A 16,181-nucleotide genomic window follows, 5' to 3' on the forward strand; every position below is an offset into this window, starting at 1 on the left:
AAGACCATCGCAATGGAAGACGGTCTGCGCTTCGCTATCCGTGAAGGCGGTCGTACCGTCGGCGCCGGCGTCGTAGCCAAAATCATCGAGTAATCACTCGACCGATTGAAAAAACCCCCGCTCAGCGGGGGTTTTTTTTATTGGGTTGACACTAAATGGGGGCGTCTATAGAATCACGCCTCCTTTTAGCGGGCGTAGTGCGTCCGTTGGGAACAGCCTGGAGTCTGAAATCCAATGCAAAATCAGCAAATCCGTATCAGGTTGAAGGCTTTCGACCATCGCCTGATCGACCAATCCACCCAGGAAATCGTGGAAACCGCGAAACGTACTGGTGCACAAGTGCGTGGTCCTATTCCACTGCCTACCCGCAAAGAGCGTTTCACCGTTCTGGTCTCCCCGCACGTCAACAAAGACGCGCGTGACCAGTACGAGATTCGCACTCATAAGCGTGTTCTGGACATCGTCCAGCCAACGGATAAAACCGTTGATGCGCTGATGAAGCTTGATCTGGCGGCAGGTGTGGAAGTACAGATCAGCCTCGGCTAAGACTTCGGTCTGGTCGTGTAACGCTCTGAAATGGGCGGCCATAGCGGGTGAAAGCCCCGTACACTCATGAGGTTTACAACATGACTATTGGTGTAATCGGTCGCAAGTGCGGTATGACCCGCATTTTCACCGAAGAAGGTGTCTCCATTCCGGTCACGGTCATTGAGATCGAACCGAATCGCGTCACCCAGTTCAAAACTGAAGAAACCGATGGCTACCGTGCAGTGCAAGTCACTGTCGGTGAGCGTCGTGCTTCGCGTGTGACTGCCGCTCAGGCAGGCCACTTCGCCAAGGCTAACGTTGCCGCTGGTCGCGGTGTTTGGGAGTTCCGTCTTGAAGAAGGCGATTTCCAGGCTGGCGATCTGATCAAAGCTGAACTCTTCACTGCAGGCCAGCTGGTAGACGTTACTGGTCAGTCCAAAGGTAAAGGCTTCGCCGGTACCATCAAGCGCTGGAACTTCCGTGGCCAGGACAACACCCACGGTAACTCCGTGTCGCACCGTGTCCCAGGTTCCATCGGCCAGTGCCAGACTCCTGGTCGTGTGTTCAAGGGCAAGAAAATGTCCGGTCACATGGGCGCCGAGCGCGTGACTGTTCAGTCCCTGGAAGTTGTTCGCGTAGACGCTGAGCGCAACCTGCTGCTGGTCAAGGGTGCCGTTCCTGGCGCTACTGGCGGCGACGTGGTTGTACGTCCAGCTGTCAAGGCTCGCGGTTAAGGGGAAACTGACATGCAACTCAATGTAAATGACGCTCAGGCGATCGAAGTTTCCGAACTGGCTTTCGGTGGCGAATTCAACGAGACGCTGGTACACCAAGCAGTCGTAGCCTACATGGCTGGCGGCCGTCAGGGCACCAAGCAGCAAAAGACCCGTTCCGACGTGGCTGGTGGCGGTAAGCGCCCATGGCGTCAGAAGGGTACTGGCCGTGCTCGTGCTGGTACTACTCGTGGTCCGATCTGGCGTGGCGGTGGTGTAACCTTCGCAGCTCGTCCTCAAGATCACTCGCAGAAGCTCAACAAGAAGATGTACCGCGCAGCCCTGCGCTCCATCCTCGCTGAGCTGGTGCGTAGCGACCGTCTGGTCGTGGTTCAGGACTTCGCTGTTGAAGCGCCAAAAACCAAAGACCTGCTGAACAAGCTGAACGGCATGGGTCTGAGCGATGTATTGATCGTTTCGGACGCTGTTGATCAGAACCTGTACCTGGCTGCTCGCAACCTGCCGCACGTCGATGTACGTGACGTTCAAGGTTCCGACCCGGTCAGTCTGATCGCATACGAGAAGGTGTTGATCACCGTCTCGGCCGTGAAGAAATTCGAGGAGCTGCTGGGATGAACCAGGAACGCGTATTCAAAGTCCTCCTTGGCCCGCACGTTTCCGAGAAGGCTACCGTTCTGGCTGAGAAAAAAGGCCAGTTCGTATTCAAGGTTGCTACCGATGCAACCAAGCTGGAAATCAAGAAAGCTGTCGAAGGCCTGTTCAACGTAAAAGTTGAAAACGTGTCGACTGTTAACGTTCTGGGTAAAACCAAGCGTACCGCACGTGGTCTGGGCAAGCGTAATGACTGGAAGAAGGCAATTGTCTCCCTTCAGCCAGGCCAAGATCTCGATTTCAGCAGCAGTGCTGAGTAAGGAAGGGGTGCATCATGGCAATCGTTAAATGCAAACCGACTTCCCCTGGCCGCCGTTTCGTGGTCAAGGTGGTCAACAAGGAGCTGCACAAAGGCGCTCCTCACGCACCGCTGATCGAGAAAAAATCGAAGTCTGGTGGTCGTAACAACAATGGCCGCATTACCACTCGTCACGTTGGTGGTGGTCACAAGCAGCATTACCGTCTGGTCGACTTCCGTCGCAACGACAAAGATGGCATCCCAGCCACTGTCGAGCGTATCGAATACGATCCAAACCGTACTGCTCACATCGCCCTGCTGTGCTACGCAGACGGCGAGCGTCGCTACATCATCGCGCCTAAGGGCGTGAGCGCTGGCGACCAGCTGATCGCAGGTGCCCTGGCCCCAATCAAGGCCGGTAACTCCCTGCAACTGCGCAACATTCCAGTGGGTAGCACCATTCACGGCATCGAATTGAAGCCGGGTAAAGGTGCACAGATCGCTCGTTCTGCTGGTGCTTCGGCTCAGCTGATCGCTCGCGAAGGTGTCTATGTGACCCTGCGTCTGCGCTCTGGTGAAATGCGTAAAGTCCTGGCTGAGTGCCGTGCGACCCTGGGTGAAGTCTCGAACTCCGAGCACAGCCTGCGTTCGCTGGGTAAAGCTGGTGCCAAACGCTGGCGCGGCGTTCGCCCAACCGTTCGTGGTGTTGCCATGAACCCGGTTGACCACCCACATGGTGGTGGTGAAGGTCGTACCTCCGGTGGTCGTCATCCGGTATCGCCATGGGGCTTCCCAACCAAGGGTGCTAAAACCCGTGGTAATAAGCGTACCGACAACATGATCGTCCGTCGTCGCAAGTAACTAGAGGGATACGACAGTGCCACGTTCTCTGAAAAAAGGTCCTTTTATCGATCTTCACCTGCTGAAGAAGGTCGAAGTGGCGGTGGAGAAGAACGATCGCAAGCCAGTTAAAACCTGGTCGCGCCGTTCGATGATCCTGCCACAAATGGTCGGTCTGACCATCGCCGTACACAACGGTCGTCAACACGTCCCAGTTCTCGTGAACGAAGACATGGTCGGCCACAAACTGGGCGAGTTCGCCGGTACCCGCACCTACCGCGGGCACGTGGCTGACAAGAAAGCCAAGCGTTAAGGGGTAAGGAAATGGAAGTAGCCGCTAAGTTGTCGGGCGCTCGCATCTCCGCCCAGAAAGCCCGCTTGGTCGCCGACCAGATCCGCGGGAAGAAGGTGGGCGAAGCGCTCAACCTGTTGGCCTTCAGCAGCAAAAAAGCCGCTGAAATCATGAAGAAAGTCCTCGAGTCGGCCGTAGCCAACGCCGAACACAACGAAGGCGCAGACGTTGATGACCTGAAGGTCTCCACCGTCTTCGTCAACGAAGGGCGTTCGCTGAAGCGCATCATGCCACGTGCCAAAGGCCGTGCTGATCGCATCGTCAAGCGGTCTTGCCATATCACTGTCAAGGTTGCGGACAAGTAACGGAGTCGATCAGATGGGTCAGAAAGTACATCCCACTGGCATTCGCCTGGGAATCGTCAAGGAGCACACCTCCGTCTGGTACGCAGACGGTGCTACTTACGCAGATTACCTGTTGAAGGATCTGAAAACGCGTGAGTACCTCCAAGACAAACTAAAAAGCGCGTCCGTAAGCCGTATCGATATTCATCGTCCGGCTCAAACTGCACGCATCACCATCCACACCGCTCGTCCCGGTATCGTTATCGGTAAGAAGGGTGAGGATGTCGAGAAGCTGCGTCAGGACCTGACCAAGCAGATGGGTGTGCCTGTGCACATCAACATCGAAGAGATCCGCAAGCCGGAACTCGACGCCATGCTGGTTGCGCAGAGCGTAGCTCAGCAGCTGGAACGCCGCGTAATGTTCCGTCGCGCCATGAAGCGCGCCGTACAGAACGCCATGCGTATTGGTGCCAAGGGCATCAAGATCCAGGTGAGCGGTCGTCTCGGCGGTGCTGAGATTGCTCGTACCGAGTGGTATCGCGAAGGTCGTGTGCCGCTGCACACCCTGCGTGCCGATATCGACTACAACACCTACGAAGCTCACACCACTTACGGTGTGATCGGTGTGAAGGTTTGGATCTTCAAAGGCGAAGTTATTGGTGGTCGCCAAGAAGAACTGAAACCACAAGCACCAGCGCCTCGTAAAAAAGCTGCTAAGTAAGGGGTACGCCAAATGTTGCAACCAAAGCGTACAAAATTCCGTAAGCAGATGACCGGCCACAACCGTGGTCTGGCACTGCGCGGTAGCAAAGTCAGCTTCGGCGAATTCGCCCTGAAAGCTGTTGCTCGCGGTCGCCTCACCGCTCGCCAGATCGAGTCCGCACGTCGTGCGCTGACCCGTCACGTCAAGCGTGGCGGCAAGATCTGGATCCGTGTGTTCCCGGACAAGCCGATCTCCAAGAAGCCTCTCGAGGTTCGTATGGGTAAAGGTAAAGGTTCCGTGGAATACTGGGTTGCCCAGATCCAGCCAGGCAAAGTCCTGTACGAGATCGAGGGTGTTTCTGAAGAGCTGGCGCGCGAAGCTTTCGCCCTGGCTGCTGCAAAGCTGCCTCTCGCCACCTCCTTTGTTAAGCGGACGGTGATGTGATGAAAGCGAATGAACTTCGTGAAAAATCTGCACAGCAACTGAATGAGCAACTGCTCGGCTTGCTGCGCGACCAGTTCAATCTGCGTATGCAGAAAGCAACTGGCCAGTTGGGTCAGTCGCACCTGCTCTCGCAAGTTAAGCGTGACATCGCTCGCGTGAAAACTGTGCTCAACCAGCAGGCAGGTAAGTGATCATGGCTGAAGCTGAAAAAACCGTCCGTACGCTGACTGGCCGTGTCGTCAGCGACAAAATGGACAAGACCATCACCGTTCTGATCGAGCGTCGCGTCAAGCACCCGATCTACGGTAAATACGTTAAGCGTTCGACTAAGCTGCACGCGCACGACGAATCCAACCAGTGCAAAATCGGCGACAAGGTTTCCATTCGTGAAACCCGTCCGCTGGCCAAGACCAAGTCCTGGGCACTGGTTGAAGTCCTCGAACGCGCTGTTGAAGTCTAAGGGCTAGGGGTCGGAGAAATTTTATGATTCAGACTCAATCCATGCTCGATGTGGCCGATAACAGCGGCGCTCGTCGCGTCATGTGCATCAAGGTACTCGGCGGTTCGCACCGTCGTTATGCCGGCATCGGTGACATCATCAAAGTAACCGTCAAGGAAGCCATTCCGCGCGGTAAGGTCAAAAAAGGCCAGGTGATGACCGCTGTTGTCGTACGTACCCGTCACGGTGTACGTCGCGCTGACGGTTCCATCATTCGTTTCGACGGCAACGCTGCTGTTCTGCTGAACACCAAGCAAGAGCCGATCGGCACTCGCATCTTCGGGCCAGTGACCCGTGAACTTCGTACTGAGAAGTTCATGAAGATCGTCTCGCTCGCCCCTGAAGTGCTGTAAGGAGATCCGACATGCAAAAGATTCGTCGTGACGACGAGATCATCGTGATCGCCGGCAAAGACAAAGGTAAGCGCGGTAAGGTGCTGAAGGTTCTCGCTGACGACCGTCTGGTCATCGGTGGTGTGAACCTGGTCAAGCGTCATACCAAGCCTAACCCGATGGCGGGCGTACAGGGCGGTATCGTCGAAAAAGAAGCGCCTCTGCACGCTTCCAACGTTGCCATCTTCAATGGCGAAACCAACAAGGCTGACCGCGTTGGCTTCAAAGTTGAAGACGGTAAGAAAATTCGTGTCTTCAAGTCGACCCAAAAAGCGGTTGATGCTTGAACACTGCTAGGTAGAAGACCATGGCACGACTGAAAGAGATTTACCGGAACGAAATCGCTCCTAAGCTTAAGGAAGAACTTAAGCTGTCGAACGTGATGGAAGTTCCGCGCGTTACCAAGATCACCCTGAACATGGGTCTGGGCGAAGCGATCGGTGACAAGAAAGTCATCGAGCACGCTGTTGCCGACCTGGAAAAGATCACTGGTCAAAAGCCAGTTGTGACCTTCGCTCGTAAATCCATCGCGGGCTTCAAAGTCCGTGAAGGCTGGCCGATCGGTGTCAAGGTGACCCTGCGTCGCGAAAAAATGTACGAGTTCCTGGACCGCCTGCTGGCGATCTCCCTGCCTCGGGTTCGCGACTTCCGCGGCCTGAATGCCAAGTCCTTCGATGGTCGTGGCAACTACAGCATGGGCGTGAAAGAGCAGATCATCTTCCCGGAAATCGACTACGACAAGATCGATGCTCTGCGCGGTTTGGACATCACCCTGACCACCACTGCTCGTTCGGATGACGAAGGCCGCGCTCTGCTGCGTGCATTCAAATTCCCGTTCCGCAACTGATTGGAGTAGGAAAATGGCCAAGAAGAGCATGAAAAACCGCGAGCTGAAGCGTCAGCTCACGGTAGCCAAGTTCGCTAAGAAGCGTGCTGAGCTGAAAGCGACCATCGTCAACCAGAACGCCTCTCCTGAAGAGCGTTTCGCTGCCGTTGTCGCCCTTCAGAAGCAGCCACGCGACGCTAGCGCTGCCCGTCTGCGCAACCGTTGCCGCCTGACCGGTCGTCCTCACGGTGTATACCGTAAGTTCGGCCTGGGCCGTAACATGCTGCGTCAAGCGGCAATGCGCGGCGACGTACCAGGTCTGGTCAAGGCCTCCTGGTAAGCGCTGCCGGTGTGATCCCGACGGTCGAGGCGCAATCTTCCGACCGTCGGTGACCTCGCCAACAAACAAGCCCCCTCGTGGGGCTTGTTTCGTTTCTGGCTTGTGTCTAGAATGACCGGCTCACCCGAGCCTGGGTCATTGACCCTGCTCGCAAGGGTGGTTGTGATAGCCGCAAGGCTAATAATTCTTGTATCAGGAGCATCTAGCCCATGAGTATGCAGGACCCGTTAGCGGACATGCTAACTCGCATCCGTAATGCCCAGATGGCTGAAAAGTCCGTCGTAAGCATGCCTTCCTCCACCCTGAAGGTCGCGGTTGCCAAAGTTCTGAAAGACGAAGGTTACATCGCTGGCTACCAGGTAACTGGTGAGGCCAAGCCTTCTCTGTCGATCGAACTGAAGTACTTCGAAGGCCGTCCGGTCATCGAGGAACTGAAGCGCTCCAGCCGTCCAGGCCTGCGCCAGTACAAGTCCGTCACAGATCTGCCGAAAGTACGTGGCGGTCTGGGCGTGTCTATCGTCTCCACCAACAAAGGTGTGATGACTGATCGCGCTGCGCGCGCTGCCGGTGTCGGCGGCGAAGTTCTGTGCACAGTGTTCTAAGGGGAGATAGGCATGTCTCGCGTCGCTAAGAACCCCGTAAAGCTGCCCGCTGGCGTCGAAGTAAAATTCGCCGGCCAACAGCTTTCGGTGAAGGGTGCCAAAGGCACTCTCGAACTGAACGTTCACTCGTCTGTTGAAGTTACCGAAGAGTCTGGCGAGCTGCGTTTCGTCGCTCGTAACGGTGATCAGCAAGCTCGCGCCATGGCCGGTACCACCCGCGCTCTGGTGAACAACATGGTCCAAGGCGTAAGCCAAGGCTTCGAGCGTAAGCTCCAGCTGGTCGGTGTTGGTTACAAGGCACAGGCTAAAGGCACCGTCCTGAACCTGGCTCTGGGCTTCTCGCACCCAGTGGACTACGAACTGCCAGCCGGTATCACTGCTGAAACGCCTAGCCAAACCGACATCCTGATCAAGGGTATCGATAAGCAGCTGGTAGGTCAGGTGGCGGCTGAAATCCGCGATTTCCGTCCGCCAGAGCCTTACAAAGGCAAGGGTGTGCGTTACGCGGACGAAGTAGTCCGTCGTAAAGAAGCCAAGAAGAAGTAGGGCCTAGCAAATGACCGACAAAAAAGTTACTCGACTGCGTCGCGCTCGCAAAGCACGTCTCAAGATGCACGAACTCGAAGTCGTGCGCCTGTGCGTGTTCCGCTCCTCGCAGCACATCTACGCCCAGGTCATTTCGGCCGACGGCAGCAAGGTTCTGGCAAGCGCCTCGACCTTGGACAAAGACCTGCGTGATGGCGCCACTGGCAACATCGACGCGGCCACTAAGGTTGGCAAGCTGGTAGCTGAGCGTGCGAAAGCCGCCGGTGTATCTCAAGTTGCCTTTGACCGTTCCGGCTTCAAGTACCATGGCCGCGTCAAAGCGCTGGCTGATGCTGCTCGTGAAGGCGGGCTGGAGTTCTAAGTTATGGCAAATAACGATCAAAAGCGCGACGAAGGCTACATCGAGAAGCTGGTTCAAGTTAACCGCGTAGCTAAAACCGTTAAAGGCGGCCGTATCTTCACCTTCACCGCGTTGACCGTGGTAGGTGATGGCAAGGGTCGCGTTGGTTTCGGCCGTGGCAAGTCGCGCGAAGTACCTGCCGCGATCCAGAAAGCCATGGAAGCTGCTCGTCGCAACATGATCCAGGTTGACCTGAAAGGCACCACCCTGCAGTACGCCACCAAGGCCGCCCACGGCGCCTCGAAGGTTTACATGCAGCCTGCTTCGGAAGGTACCGGTATCATCGCCGGCGGCGCAATGCGTGCCGTCCTGGAAGTTGCTGGCGTTCAGAACGTCCTGGCCAAGTGCTACGGTTCGACCAACCCAGTGAACGTGGTTTACGCCACCTTCAAGGGTCTGAAAGCCATGCAATCTCCTGAGTCCATTGCTGCCAAGCGCGGCAAGAGCGTTGAGGAGATCTTCTAATCATGGCAACCGTAAAAGTTACGCTGATCAAGAGCGTCTCGGGCCGCCTGCCTAACCACAAACTGTGCGTTAAAGGCCTGGGTCTGCGTCGCATCGGTCACACTGTAGAAGTCCAGGATACTCCCGAGAACCGCGGGATGATCAACAAGGCTTACTACATGCTGAAGGTCGAGGGTTAATCGATGAAACTCAATGATCTGAGTCCAGCGCCGGGTTCCCGTCGCGAGAAGCATCGTCCAGGTCGTGGTATCGGTAGCGGTCTGGGTAAGACCGGCGGCCGTGGCCACAAAGGTCAGACTTCCCGTTCGGGTGGTTCGATCGCTCCTGGCTTCGAAGGCGGTCAACAGCCGCTGCACCGTCGTCTGCCGAAGTTCGGCTTCGTTTCCCTGAAAGCCATGGATCGCGCAGAAGTGCGTCTGTCCGAGCTGGCCAAAGTGGAAGGCGACGTGGTTTCCGTGCAATCCCTGAAGGATGCCAACGTGATCGGCCAGAACGTACAGCGTGTGAAAATCATGCTGTCTGGCGAAGTCACTCGCGCAGTCACCATCAAGGGTATCGCAGCCACCAAGGGTGCGCGTGCGGCTATCGAAGCAGCTGGCGGCAAATTCGAGGAATAAATGGCTAAGCAAGGTGCTCTCTCTTCGCTCGGTAAGGGCGGGATGTCGGAACTCTGGGCTCGTCTGCGCTTTCTGTTCATGGCGATCATCGTCTATCGGATAGGTGCGCATATCCCGGTTCCAGGCATCAATCCGGACCGTCTGGCGGATCTGTTTCGGCAGAATGAGGGGACCATTCTTAGCTTGTTCAACATGTTTTCCGGTGGCGCGCTCGAACGCATGAGCATCTTTGCACTGGGGATCATGCCGTACATTTCGGCATCGATCATCATGCAGCTGATGACAGCGGTCAGCCCGCAACTGGAGCAGTTGAAGAAGGAAGGTGAAGCTGGCCGTCGCAAGATCAGCCAGTACACCCGCTACGGCACCGTTATCCTGGCACTGGTTCAAGCCATTGGCATGTCCATTGGCCTGGCCAACCAGGGCGTGGCGTTTTCTGTAGGCCTCGGCTTCCATGTCGTTGCCGTCTCCACTTTCGTGGCAGGCGCAATGTTCATGATGTGGCTGGGTGAGCAGATCACCGAGCGCGGTGTGGGCAACGGTATCTCGATGTTGATCTTCGCAGGTATCGTTGCCGGTCTTCCGAGAGCAATCGGGCAGTCTTTCGAGTCTGCGCGCACAGGCGATATCAACATCTTCGCCCTGGTCGCTATCGGTTTGCTTGCAGTAGCGATTATCGGTTTCGTGGTGTTCATTGAGCGTGGTCAGCGTCGTATCGCCGTTCACTACGCCAAGCGTCAGCAAGGCCGCAAGGTGTTTGCTGCGCAGACTAGCCACTTGCCGCTGAAAGTGAACATGGCGGGGGTCATCCCGGCCATTTTCGCGAGCAGCATTCTGCTGTTCCCGGCTTCGCTGGGTGCCTGGTTCGGTCAGTCCGAAGGTATGGGCTGGCTGCAGGACATCTCGCAGTCGATCGCTCCTGGTCAGCCGTTGAACATTCTGCTGTTTAGTGCAGGGATCATTTTCTTCTGCTTCTTCTACACAGCGTTGATGTTCAACCCGAAAGACGTAGCGGAAAACCTGAAGAAGTCCGGTGCCTTTATTCCGGGTATCCGTCCTGGTGAGCAGTCGGCGCGCTACATTGATGGCGTTCTGACTCGTCTGACCATGTTCGGTGCTCTTTACATGATGGCCGTCTGCCTTCTGCCCCAGTTCCTGGTGGTGGCTGCAAATGTGCCGTTCTACCTTGGCGGGACCTCGTTGCTGATTGTGGTAGTGGTTGTGATGGACTTCATGTCCCAAGTACAATCGCACCTCGTTTCGCACCAGTACGAATCCCTGATGAAGAAAGCCAACCTGAAAGGCTACGGTGGCAGCGGTTTGCTGCGCTGATACGCCCCTAAGGTTCGAGGAGTCGGTAATGAAAGTTCGTGCATCGGTGAAAAAGCTGTGCCGTAACTGCAAGATCATCCGTCGCGAAGGCGTCGTACGAGTGATCTGCAGCGCGGAACCGCGTCACAAACAGCGCCAAGGCTGAGTGTGATCTGCGCTTCAAACCCAGCAGCTAGTGTGCTGCTGGGTTGATTATTCGTTTCTACAGCGATATTATCTCGCGCCCTATTTCTTGGCTTCCGGGGCGTAGGTAGCTGTCAATTGGAGTCCCACTGAATGGCCCGTATTGCAGGCGTCAACATTCCAGATAACAAGCATACTGTTATCTCGCTGACCTACATCTATGGTGTCGGTCGCACTACTGCACAGAAGATTTGTGCAGACGCTGGTGTAAACCCAGCCGCTAAGATCAAGGATCTGAGCGACGAGCAAATCGAAACCCTGCGTGGCGAAGTCGCGAAGTTCACCACCGAAGGTGACCTGCGTCGTGACGTCAACATGAAGATCAAGCGCTTGATGGACCTGGGTTGCTACCGCGGCCTGCGTCATCGTAAAGGTCTGCCGGTTCGCGGTCAGCGCACCAAGACCAACGCACGCACCCGTAAGGGCCCGCGTAAGCCGATCCGCAAGTAATCGCCCAGGAATATAGACATGGCAAAACCTGCTGCTCGTCCTCGTAAGAAAATCAAAAAGACAGTGGTTGATGGCATCGCCCACATCCACGCTTCTTTCAACAACACCATCGTGACCATCACCGATCGTCAGGGCAATGCTTTGTCCTGGGCGACCTCCGGTGGTTCGGGTTTCCGTGGTTCGCGCAAATCCACCCCGTTCGCAGCTCAGATCGCTGCTGAGCGTGCTGGTCAAGCTGCGCTGGAATATGGTCTGAAGAACCTCGACGTCAACGTCAAGGGTCCAGGTCCAGGTCGCGAGTCCGCCGTTCGTGCATTGAACAGCTGCGGCTACAAGATCGCCAGCATCACCGACGTGACGCCAATCCCGCATAACGGGTGCCGTCCGCCGAAGAAGCGTCGCGTGTAATCAGGAGACAGAAGAATGGCACGTTACATTGGTCCAAAATGCAAACTGTCTCGTCGTGAAGGCACTGACCTGTTCCTGAAGAGCGGCGTTCGCGCTCTGGAATCGAAGTGCAACATCGAAGCAGCCCCAGGTATCCACGGCCAGCGCCGTGGCCGTCAGTCCGACTACGGTACCCAGCTGCGCGAGAAACAAAAAGTCCGTCGTATCTACGGTGTTCTGGAGCGTCAGTTCCGCGGTTACTACCAAGCTGCAGCCTCGAAAAAAGGCGCAACCGGTGAGAACCTGCTGCAACTGCTCGAGTGCCGTCTGGATAACGTCGTTTACCGTATGGGCTTTGGCTCGACTCGTTCCGAGTCCCGTCAGCTGGTTTCGCACAAAGCGATCAGCGTCAACGGTAAGACTGTAAACATTCCATCCTACCAAGTTCGTCCGGGTGACGTGGTCGCGGTTCGCGAGAAGTCGTCGAACCAGCTGCGCATTGTTCAAGCCCTTGAACTGTGCGCCCAGCGTGGCCGCGTTGAGTGGGTAGACGTTGATTCCGCTAAGAAGTCGGGCGTTTTCAAAAACGTTCCAGCTCGTGGCGACCTGTCTGCCGACATCAACGAAAACCTGATTGTCGAGCTCTACTCCAAGTAAGGGCTAGAAAATAGGTGCATCCATGCAGATTTCGGTAAATGAGTTCCTGACTCCCCGCCACATTGATGTGCAGGTAGTCAGTCCGACCCGCGCCAAGATTACGCTCGAGCCTCTCGAGCGTGGTTTCGGCCATACCCTGGGCAACGCGCTGCGCCGCATCCTGTTGTCCTCCATGCCTGGCTGTGCAGTAGTCGAGGCCGAGATCGATGGCGTACTCCATGAGTACTCCGCGATCGAAGGTGTTCAGGAAGACGTCATTGAAATCCTGTTGAACCTGAAAGGCCTGGCTATCAAACTGCACGGTCGTGACGAAGTTACGCTGACCTTGTCGAAAAAGGGTTCGGGGGTGGTTACCGCTGCCGATATTCAGCTGGATCACGATGTCGAGATCGTCAACCCCGATCACGTAATCGCGAACCTGGCGTCCAACGGCGCCCTGAACATGAAGCTCACCGTAGCTCGTGGTCGCGGTTACGAGCCGGCTGACTCCCGTCAAACCGACGAAGACGAAAGCCGTAGCATTGGCCGTCTGCAGCTGGACGCTTCGTTCAGCCCGGTGCGTCGTATCGCCTATGTGGTCGAGAACGCCCGTGTTGAACAGCGTACCAACCTGGACAAGCTGGTCATTGATCTGGAAACCAACGGCACCCTGGATCCTGAAGAGGCTATCCGCCGCGCTGCGACCATCCTGCAACAGCAGCTGGCCGCGTTCGTCGACCTCAAGGGTGACAGTGAGCCTGTAGTAGTCGAGCAGGAAGACGAGATCGATCCGATCCTGCTGCGTCCGGTTGACGACCTGGAACTGACTGTACGTTCGGCCAACTGCCTCAAGGCGGAGAACATCTACTACATCGGCGACCTGATTCAGCGTACCGAAGTAGAGTTGTTGAAAACTCCTAACCTTGGCAAGAAGTCCCTGACTGAAATCAAGGACGTCCTGGCCTCTCGTGGTCTGTCTCTCGGCATGCGCCTCGACAACTGGCCGCCTGCAAGTCTTAAGAAAGACGACAAGGCGACCGCCTGATCGTCGTAATCACCGAACGTAGTGTTTGGTAAGGAATGAATCATGCGTCATCGTAAAAGTGGACGTCACCTGAGCCGTACCAGCTCTCACCGCAAGGCTATGTTCCAGAACATGGCAGTGTCGTTGATCGAGCACGAGCTGATCAAAACCACCCTGCCGAAAGCCAAGGAACTGCGCCGCGTTGCCGAGCCGCTGATCACCCTGGCCAAGGAAGACAGCGTTGCTAACCGTCGTCTGGCCTTCGACCGTACCCGTTCGAAGACCGCTGTTGGCAAACTGTTCAATGACCTGGGCAAGCGCTACGCCACCCGTCAGGGCGGCTACCTGCGTATCCTGAAGTGCGGTTTCCGCGCTGGCGACAACGCGCCTATGGCGTACGTCGAGCTGGTTGATCGTCCTGTCGGCGGCGCTGTAGAAGCTGCTGAGTAAGACGTTCCGTCTGCTACAAGAAACCGGGCCTAGTGCCCGGTTTTTTGTGCGCGCAGGTATTGTTTCTTTCTATTGATACAAGTCACGCAATGAATTTGTTCATTGTCGACCGTTCGTCGATACTCCTCGTCAAGCCGATCAGCCGGCAACGTAAGAAGACTTGGAGAGCCCATGAGCAAGATTCTCACCACCGCCAGCGGTGCACCTGTTGCAGACAACCAGAATTCCCGTTCCGCTGGCCCGCGCGGCCCGTTGCTGCTCGACGACTTCCACCTGATCGAAAAGCTCGCTCATTTCAATCGCGAGAACATCCCGGAGCGCCGCGTTCACGCCAAGGGTTCTGGTGCGTATGGCACGTTCACCGTCACCCGCGACATCACCCAGTACACCAGCGCCAAGTTGTTCGAACAGGTCGGTAAGCAGACCGAGACCTTCCTGCGCTTCTCCACGGTGGGTGGCGAGCGCGGGTCGGCTGACACTGAGCGTGATCCGCGAGGCTTCGCCGTCAAGTTCTATACCGAAGAAGGTAACTGGGACATCGTCGGCAATAACACGCCGGTGTTCTTCATCCGCGACCCGCTGAAATTCCCCGACTTTATCCACACGCAGAAGCGTCAGCCGCAGAGCAACCTGAAGAGCGCCCAGATGATGTGGGATTTCTGGTCGCATTCGCCCGAGGCGCTGCACCAGGTCACGATCCTGTTCTCGGACCGCGGCATCCCGGATGGCTACCGGCACATGCACGGCTTCGGCAGCCATACCTACAGCCTGATCAGTGCCCAAGGTCAGCGGACCTGGGTCAAGTGGCACTTCAAAACCCAGCAAGGTATCAAGAACCTGGCCCCTGCTGACGCTGCCCGCTTGGCCGGTACCGAGCCTGATTACGCCCAGCGCGACCTGTTCGAGGCGATCGAACGTGGTGACTATCCACGTTGGACGGTGTGCATCCAGGTAATGACTGAGGCCGAAGCGGCTAATCGTGACGAGAATCCGTTTGACGTGACCAAGACCTGGTCGCAGAAGGAGTTCCCGTTGATCGAAGTCGGTGTGCTCGAGCTCAATCGCAACCCGCTGAACTATTTCGCAGAGGTTGAGCAAGCGGCCTTCGGCCCGAGCAATATGGTTCCAGGCGTTGGCCTGTCACCGGACCGCATGCTGCAAGGCCGCGTCTTCGCTTACGCCGACGCCCACCGCTACCGTGTGGGTACCAACCATCAACAGCTGCCAGTCAACGCCCCGCGTTGCCCGGTCAACAGCTATCAGCGTGATGGTTCGATGGCCCTGGGCAGCTATGGCAGTGCACCCAACTACGAGCCTAACAGCTACGCCGATGCGCCCAAGCAGTCGCCTCGCCATGCAGAGCCTGCCCTGGCGCTCAGTGGTGATGCCGACCGCCACGACCACCGGGTAGACGACGACTACTACAGCCATGCCGGTGCGCTGTTCCGTCTGATGAACCCGGAGCAGCGGGCGCTGTTGATCAGCAACATCGCCGGGGCCATGGCGGGCGTCAGCGAAGATGTGGTGCTGCGCCAGCTGCACTACTTCTTCAAGGCAGACCCCGCGTATGGTGAAGGCGTCGCCAAAGCGCTCGGGCTGAACCTCGCCTAAGTCGAAGTGATAAGAAGAACCGCCCTCATTTGGGCGGTTTTTCAATGAATATCACTACTTTTTAGCCGATTTTTTGCCTTCAATTGCCCATTTTTCAGTGACCGCGGGCAAAACCTGGTTCACACTATGTGCATTCAGTCGTATCACAGGGAGAAGCAGGGCGATGCAAGGTCACCCGGACGTCATCAATTACCTCGTCACGTTGCTCAAGGGCGAACTCGCAGCGCGCGATCAGTACTTCATCCATTCCCGCATGTATGAAGATTGGGGCTTGACCAAGCTCTACGAGCGTATCAATCACGAAATGGAAGAAGAGGCTCAGCACGCCGATGCCCTGATGCGGCGTATCCTCATGCTCGAAGGCACTCCGGACATGCGTGCCGATGACCTGGAAGTGGGTACCACCGTGCCCGAGATGATCGAGGCCGACCTCAAGCTCGAGTACAAAGTGCGTGCCGCCTTGTGCAAGGGCATCGAGCTGTGCGAGCTGCACAAGGACTATGTCAGCCGCGATATCCTGCGCGCTCAGCTGGCCGACACCGAAGAAGATCACACCTATTGGCTGGAGAAGCAGCAGGGCCTGATCAAGGCCATTGGTCTGCAGAACTACTTGCAGTCGCAGATGTAGGTTATCCACAGCATCATGA

General features: G+C 56.6%; 30 protein-coding genes and 1 pseudogene. All 31 read left to right on the plus strand.

Features of this window, described 5'->3' with window-relative positions; translation table 11 throughout:
- A pseudogene (locus FS665_RS15780) lies at positions 1-93 on the plus strand (elongation factor Tu); the annotation flags it as partial.
- 141 nt (positions 94-234) lie between these two features.
- Entirely contained in the window at positions 235-546 is a 312-nt protein-coding gene (gene rpsJ / locus FS665_RS15785) for a 30S ribosomal protein S10 (protein WP_003186070.1), read from the plus strand.
- 80 nt (positions 547-626) lie between these two features.
- Complete coding sequence (rplC, locus tag FS665_RS15790; RefSeq protein WP_003257089.1) at positions 627-1,262, plus strand: 50S ribosomal protein L3; 636 nt, start codon at positions 627-629, stop codon at positions 1,260-1,262.
- 12 nt (positions 1,263-1,274) lie between these two features.
- Complete coding sequence (rplD, locus tag FS665_RS15795; protein WP_060509677.1) at positions 1,275-1,877, plus strand: 50S ribosomal protein L4; 603 nt, start codon at positions 1,275-1,277, stop codon at positions 1,875-1,877.
- Positions 1,874-2,173 carry a 50S ribosomal protein L23 gene (rplW, locus tag FS665_RS15800; RefSeq protein WP_003255484.1) on the plus strand — a complete coding sequence of 100 codons (300 nt, stop codon included), beginning with the start codon at positions 1,874-1,876 and terminating at the stop codon, positions 2,171-2,173. The genes rplD and rplW overlap by 4 nt, the downstream gene beginning before the upstream one ends.
- Positions 2,174-2,187: 14 nt before the next feature.
- The gene (rplB, locus tag FS665_RS15805) at positions 2,188-3,012 is read left to right on the plus strand and encodes a 50S ribosomal protein L2 (RefSeq protein WP_003255483.1); all 825 of its coding nucleotides are present in this window, start codon (positions 2,188-2,190) and stop codon (positions 3,010-3,012) included.
- Positions 3,013-3,028: 16 nt separating this feature from the next.
- On the plus strand, positions 3,029-3,304 hold the full coding sequence (gene rpsS, locus FS665_RS15810; RefSeq protein ID WP_003255482.1) for a 30S ribosomal protein S19: 276 nt from the start codon (positions 3,029-3,031) through the stop codon (positions 3,302-3,304).
- A gap of 11 nt (positions 3,305-3,315) precedes the next feature.
- Complete coding sequence (rplV, locus tag FS665_RS15815; protein ID WP_003103908.1) at positions 3,316-3,648, plus strand: 50S ribosomal protein L22; 333 nt, start codon at positions 3,316-3,318, stop codon at positions 3,646-3,648.
- A 13-nt stretch (positions 3,649-3,661) separates the two neighbouring features.
- Positions 3,662-4,348: a 30S ribosomal protein S3 gene (gene rpsC, locus FS665_RS15820; protein ID WP_003255481.1), complete on the plus strand. Its 687-nt coding sequence runs from the start codon at positions 3,662-3,664 to the stop codon at positions 4,346-4,348.
- Positions 4,349-4,360: 12 nt separating this feature from the next.
- Positions 4,361-4,774 carry a 50S ribosomal protein L16 gene (rplP, locus tag FS665_RS15825; protein WP_003255479.1) on the plus strand — a complete coding sequence of 138 codons (414 nt, stop codon included), beginning with the start codon at positions 4,361-4,363 and terminating at the stop codon, positions 4,772-4,774.
- Positions 4,774-4,965, plus strand: coding sequence for a 50S ribosomal protein L29 (rpmC, locus tag FS665_RS15830; protein ID WP_002555481.1), 192 nt, complete (start codon positions 4,774-4,776; stop codon positions 4,963-4,965). Before rplP ends, rpmC begins: the two co-directional genes overlap by 1 nt.
- A 2-nt stretch (positions 4,966-4,967) precedes the next feature.
- Positions 4,968-5,234 carry a 30S ribosomal protein S17 gene (gene rpsQ / locus FS665_RS15835; protein ID WP_008089812.1) on the plus strand — a complete coding sequence of 89 codons (267 nt, stop codon included), beginning with the start codon at positions 4,968-4,970 and terminating at the stop codon, positions 5,232-5,234.
- Positions 5,235-5,257: 23 nt separating this feature from the next.
- The gene (gene rplN, locus FS665_RS15840; RefSeq protein ID WP_008089810.1) at positions 5,258-5,626 is read left to right on the plus strand and encodes a 50S ribosomal protein L14; all 369 of its coding nucleotides are present in this window, start codon (positions 5,258-5,260) and stop codon (positions 5,624-5,626) included.
- Positions 5,627-5,637: 11 nt separating this feature from the next.
- Positions 5,638-5,952 (plus strand): 50S ribosomal protein L24, encoded by a 315-nt coding sequence (rplX, locus tag FS665_RS15845; protein ID WP_003255476.1) that lies wholly within the window; start codon positions 5,638-5,640, stop codon positions 5,950-5,952.
- Between the two features lie 20 nt (positions 5,953-5,972).
- Positions 5,973-6,512, plus strand: coding sequence for a 50S ribosomal protein L5 (gene rplE, locus FS665_RS15850; protein WP_012316517.1), 540 nt, complete (start codon positions 5,973-5,975; stop codon positions 6,510-6,512).
- Between the two features lie 13 nt (positions 6,513-6,525).
- Positions 6,526-6,831 carry a 30S ribosomal protein S14 gene (gene rpsN, locus FS665_RS15855; protein WP_145190302.1) on the plus strand — a complete coding sequence of 102 codons (306 nt, stop codon included), beginning with the start codon at positions 6,526-6,528 and terminating at the stop codon, positions 6,829-6,831.
- Positions 6,832-7,040: 209 nt separating this feature from the next.
- The gene (gene rpsH / locus FS665_RS15860; RefSeq protein ID WP_008089805.1) at positions 7,041-7,433 is read left to right on the plus strand and encodes a 30S ribosomal protein S8; all 393 of its coding nucleotides are present in this window, start codon (positions 7,041-7,043) and stop codon (positions 7,431-7,433) included.
- Positions 7,434-7,445: 12 nt separating this feature from the next.
- Positions 7,446-7,979: a 50S ribosomal protein L6 gene (gene rplF / locus FS665_RS15865; RefSeq protein WP_009681972.1), complete on the plus strand. Its 534-nt coding sequence runs from the start codon at positions 7,446-7,448 to the stop codon at positions 7,977-7,979.
- A gap of 10 nt (positions 7,980-7,989) precedes the next feature.
- The gene (rplR, locus tag FS665_RS15870; protein ID WP_008089801.1) at positions 7,990-8,340 is read left to right on the plus strand and encodes a 50S ribosomal protein L18; all 351 of its coding nucleotides are present in this window, start codon (positions 7,990-7,992) and stop codon (positions 8,338-8,340) included.
- Positions 8,341-8,343: 3 nt separating this feature from the next.
- Complete coding sequence (rpsE, locus tag FS665_RS15875; protein ID WP_003255465.1) at positions 8,344-8,844, plus strand: 30S ribosomal protein S5; 501 nt, start codon at positions 8,344-8,346, stop codon at positions 8,842-8,844.
- A 2-nt stretch (positions 8,845-8,846) separates the two neighbouring features.
- Positions 8,847-9,023: a 50S ribosomal protein L30 gene (rpmD, locus tag FS665_RS15880; RefSeq protein WP_003255463.1), complete on the plus strand. Its 177-nt coding sequence runs from the start codon at positions 8,847-8,849 to the stop codon at positions 9,021-9,023.
- A gap of 3 nt (positions 9,024-9,026) precedes the next feature.
- Positions 9,027-9,461 (plus strand): 50S ribosomal protein L15, encoded by a 435-nt coding sequence (rplO, locus tag FS665_RS15885; RefSeq protein WP_023382625.1) that lies wholly within the window; start codon positions 9,027-9,029, stop codon positions 9,459-9,461.
- Positions 9,462-10,793, plus strand: a complete 1,332-nt coding sequence (gene secY, locus FS665_RS15890; RefSeq protein WP_003257108.1) for a preprotein translocase subunit SecY — start codon at positions 9,462-9,464, stop codon at positions 10,791-10,793.
- A gap of 28 nt (positions 10,794-10,821) precedes the next feature.
- Positions 10,822-10,938: a 50S ribosomal protein L36 gene (gene rpmJ / locus FS665_RS15895; protein WP_002555468.1), complete on the plus strand. Its 117-nt coding sequence runs from the start codon at positions 10,822-10,824 to the stop codon at positions 10,936-10,938.
- 131 nt (positions 10,939-11,069) lie between these two features.
- On the plus strand, positions 11,070-11,426 hold the full coding sequence (rpsM, locus tag FS665_RS15900) for a 30S ribosomal protein S13 (RefSeq protein WP_012316515.1): 357 nt from the start codon (positions 11,070-11,072) through the stop codon (positions 11,424-11,426).
- 18 nt (positions 11,427-11,444) lie between these two features.
- Positions 11,445-11,834 (plus strand): 30S ribosomal protein S11, encoded by a 390-nt coding sequence (rpsK, locus tag FS665_RS15905; RefSeq protein ID WP_012270237.1) that lies wholly within the window; start codon positions 11,445-11,447, stop codon positions 11,832-11,834.
- Between the two features lie 15 nt (positions 11,835-11,849).
- Positions 11,850-12,470 (plus strand): 30S ribosomal protein S4, encoded by a 621-nt coding sequence (gene rpsD, locus FS665_RS15910; RefSeq protein WP_012316514.1) that lies wholly within the window; start codon positions 11,850-11,852, stop codon positions 12,468-12,470.
- Positions 12,471-12,492: 22 nt separating this feature from the next.
- Positions 12,493-13,494, plus strand: a complete 1,002-nt coding sequence (gene rpoA / locus FS665_RS15915; protein ID WP_003255452.1) for a DNA-directed RNA polymerase subunit alpha — start codon at positions 12,493-12,495, stop codon at positions 13,492-13,494.
- Positions 13,495-13,536: 42 nt separating this feature from the next.
- Positions 13,537-13,923, plus strand: coding sequence for a 50S ribosomal protein L17 (rplQ, locus tag FS665_RS15920; RefSeq protein WP_060478900.1), 387 nt, complete (start codon positions 13,537-13,539; stop codon positions 13,921-13,923).
- Positions 13,924-14,094: 171 nt separating this feature from the next.
- A complete protein-coding gene (locus tag FS665_RS15925; protein WP_145190305.1) occupies positions 14,095-15,534 on the plus strand; it encodes a catalase in 1,440 nt (479 codons plus the stop codon).
- Positions 15,535-15,697: 163 nt separating this feature from the next.
- Positions 15,698-16,162, plus strand: a complete 465-nt coding sequence (bfr, locus tag FS665_RS15930; protein WP_145190308.1) for a bacterioferritin — start codon at positions 15,698-15,700, stop codon at positions 16,160-16,162.
- The last annotated feature ends 19 nt before the right edge of the window (positions 16,163-16,181 follow it).

The sequence above is a fragment of the Pseudomonas sp. URMO17WK12:I11 genome, assembly GCF_007677725.1.
GTDB lineage: Bacteria > Pseudomonadota > Gammaproteobacteria > Pseudomonadales > Pseudomonadaceae > Aquipseudomonas.

Excerpts from the sequence above, each read along its gene's own strand:
- rpsJ (WP_003186070.1), top strand. The coding sequence starts at position 235 with ATGCAAAATCAGCAAATCCGTATCAGGTTGAAGGCTTTCGACCATCGC.
- rplC (WP_003257089.1), top strand. The coding sequence starts at position 627 with ATGACTATTGGTGTAATCGGTCGCAAGTGCGGTATGACCCGCATTTTC.
- rplD (WP_060509677.1), top strand. The coding sequence starts at position 1,275 with ATGCAACTCAATGTAAATGACGCTCAGGCGATCGAAGTTTCCGAACTG.
- rplW (WP_003255484.1), top strand. The coding sequence starts at position 1,874 with ATGAACCAGGAACGCGTATTCAAAGTCCTCCTTGGCCCGCACGTTTCC.
- rplB (WP_003255483.1), top strand. The coding sequence starts at position 2,188 with ATGGCAATCGTTAAATGCAAACCGACTTCCCCTGGCCGCCGTTTCGTG.
- rplV (WP_003103908.1), top strand. The coding sequence starts at position 3,316 with ATGGAAGTAGCCGCTAAGTTGTCGGGCGCTCGCATCTCCGCCCAGAAA.
- rpsC (WP_003255481.1), top strand. The coding sequence starts at position 3,662 with ATGGGTCAGAAAGTACATCCCACTGGCATTCGCCTGGGAATCGTCAAG.
- rplP (WP_003255479.1), top strand. The coding sequence starts at position 4,361 with ATGTTGCAACCAAAGCGTACAAAATTCCGTAAGCAGATGACCGGCCAC.
- rpmC (WP_002555481.1), top strand. The coding sequence starts at position 4,774 with ATGAAAGCGAATGAACTTCGTGAAAAATCTGCACAGCAACTGAATGAG.
- rpsQ (WP_008089812.1), top strand. The coding sequence starts at position 4,968 with ATGGCTGAAGCTGAAAAAACCGTCCGTACGCTGACTGGCCGTGTCGTC.
- rplN (WP_008089810.1), top strand. The coding sequence starts at position 5,258 with ATGATTCAGACTCAATCCATGCTCGATGTGGCCGATAACAGCGGCGCT.
- rplX (WP_003255476.1), top strand. The coding sequence starts at position 5,638 with ATGCAAAAGATTCGTCGTGACGACGAGATCATCGTGATCGCCGGCAAA.
- rplE (WP_012316517.1), top strand. The coding sequence starts at position 5,973 with ATGGCACGACTGAAAGAGATTTACCGGAACGAAATCGCTCCTAAGCTT.
- rpsN (WP_145190302.1), top strand. The coding sequence starts at position 6,526 with ATGGCCAAGAAGAGCATGAAAAACCGCGAGCTGAAGCGTCAGCTCACG.
- rpsH (WP_008089805.1), top strand. The coding sequence starts at position 7,041 with ATGAGTATGCAGGACCCGTTAGCGGACATGCTAACTCGCATCCGTAAT.
- rplF (WP_009681972.1), top strand. The coding sequence starts at position 7,446 with ATGTCTCGCGTCGCTAAGAACCCCGTAAAGCTGCCCGCTGGCGTCGAA.
- rplR (WP_008089801.1), top strand. The coding sequence starts at position 7,990 with ATGACCGACAAAAAAGTTACTCGACTGCGTCGCGCTCGCAAAGCACGT.
- rpsE (WP_003255465.1), top strand. The coding sequence starts at position 8,344 with ATGGCAAATAACGATCAAAAGCGCGACGAAGGCTACATCGAGAAGCTG.
- rpmD (WP_003255463.1), top strand. The coding sequence starts at position 8,847 with ATGGCAACCGTAAAAGTTACGCTGATCAAGAGCGTCTCGGGCCGCCTG.
- rplO (WP_023382625.1), top strand. The coding sequence starts at position 9,027 with ATGAAACTCAATGATCTGAGTCCAGCGCCGGGTTCCCGTCGCGAGAAG.
- secY (WP_003257108.1), top strand. The coding sequence starts at position 9,462 with ATGGCTAAGCAAGGTGCTCTCTCTTCGCTCGGTAAGGGCGGGATGTCG.
- rpmJ (WP_002555468.1), top strand. The coding sequence starts at position 10,822 with ATGAAAGTTCGTGCATCGGTGAAAAAGCTGTGCCGTAACTGCAAGATC.
- rpsM (WP_012316515.1), top strand. The coding sequence starts at position 11,070 with ATGGCCCGTATTGCAGGCGTCAACATTCCAGATAACAAGCATACTGTT.
- rpsK (WP_012270237.1), top strand. The coding sequence starts at position 11,445 with ATGGCAAAACCTGCTGCTCGTCCTCGTAAGAAAATCAAAAAGACAGTG.
- rpsD (WP_012316514.1), top strand. The coding sequence starts at position 11,850 with ATGGCACGTTACATTGGTCCAAAATGCAAACTGTCTCGTCGTGAAGGC.
- rpoA (WP_003255452.1), top strand. The coding sequence starts at position 12,493 with ATGCAGATTTCGGTAAATGAGTTCCTGACTCCCCGCCACATTGATGTG.
- rplQ (WP_060478900.1), top strand. The coding sequence starts at position 13,537 with ATGCGTCATCGTAAAAGTGGACGTCACCTGAGCCGTACCAGCTCTCAC.
- FS665_RS15925 (WP_145190305.1), top strand. The coding sequence starts at position 14,095 with ATGAGCAAGATTCTCACCACCGCCAGCGGTGCACCTGTTGCAGACAAC.
- bfr (WP_145190308.1), top strand. The coding sequence starts at position 15,698 with ATGCAAGGTCACCCGGACGTCATCAATTACCTCGTCACGTTGCTCAAG.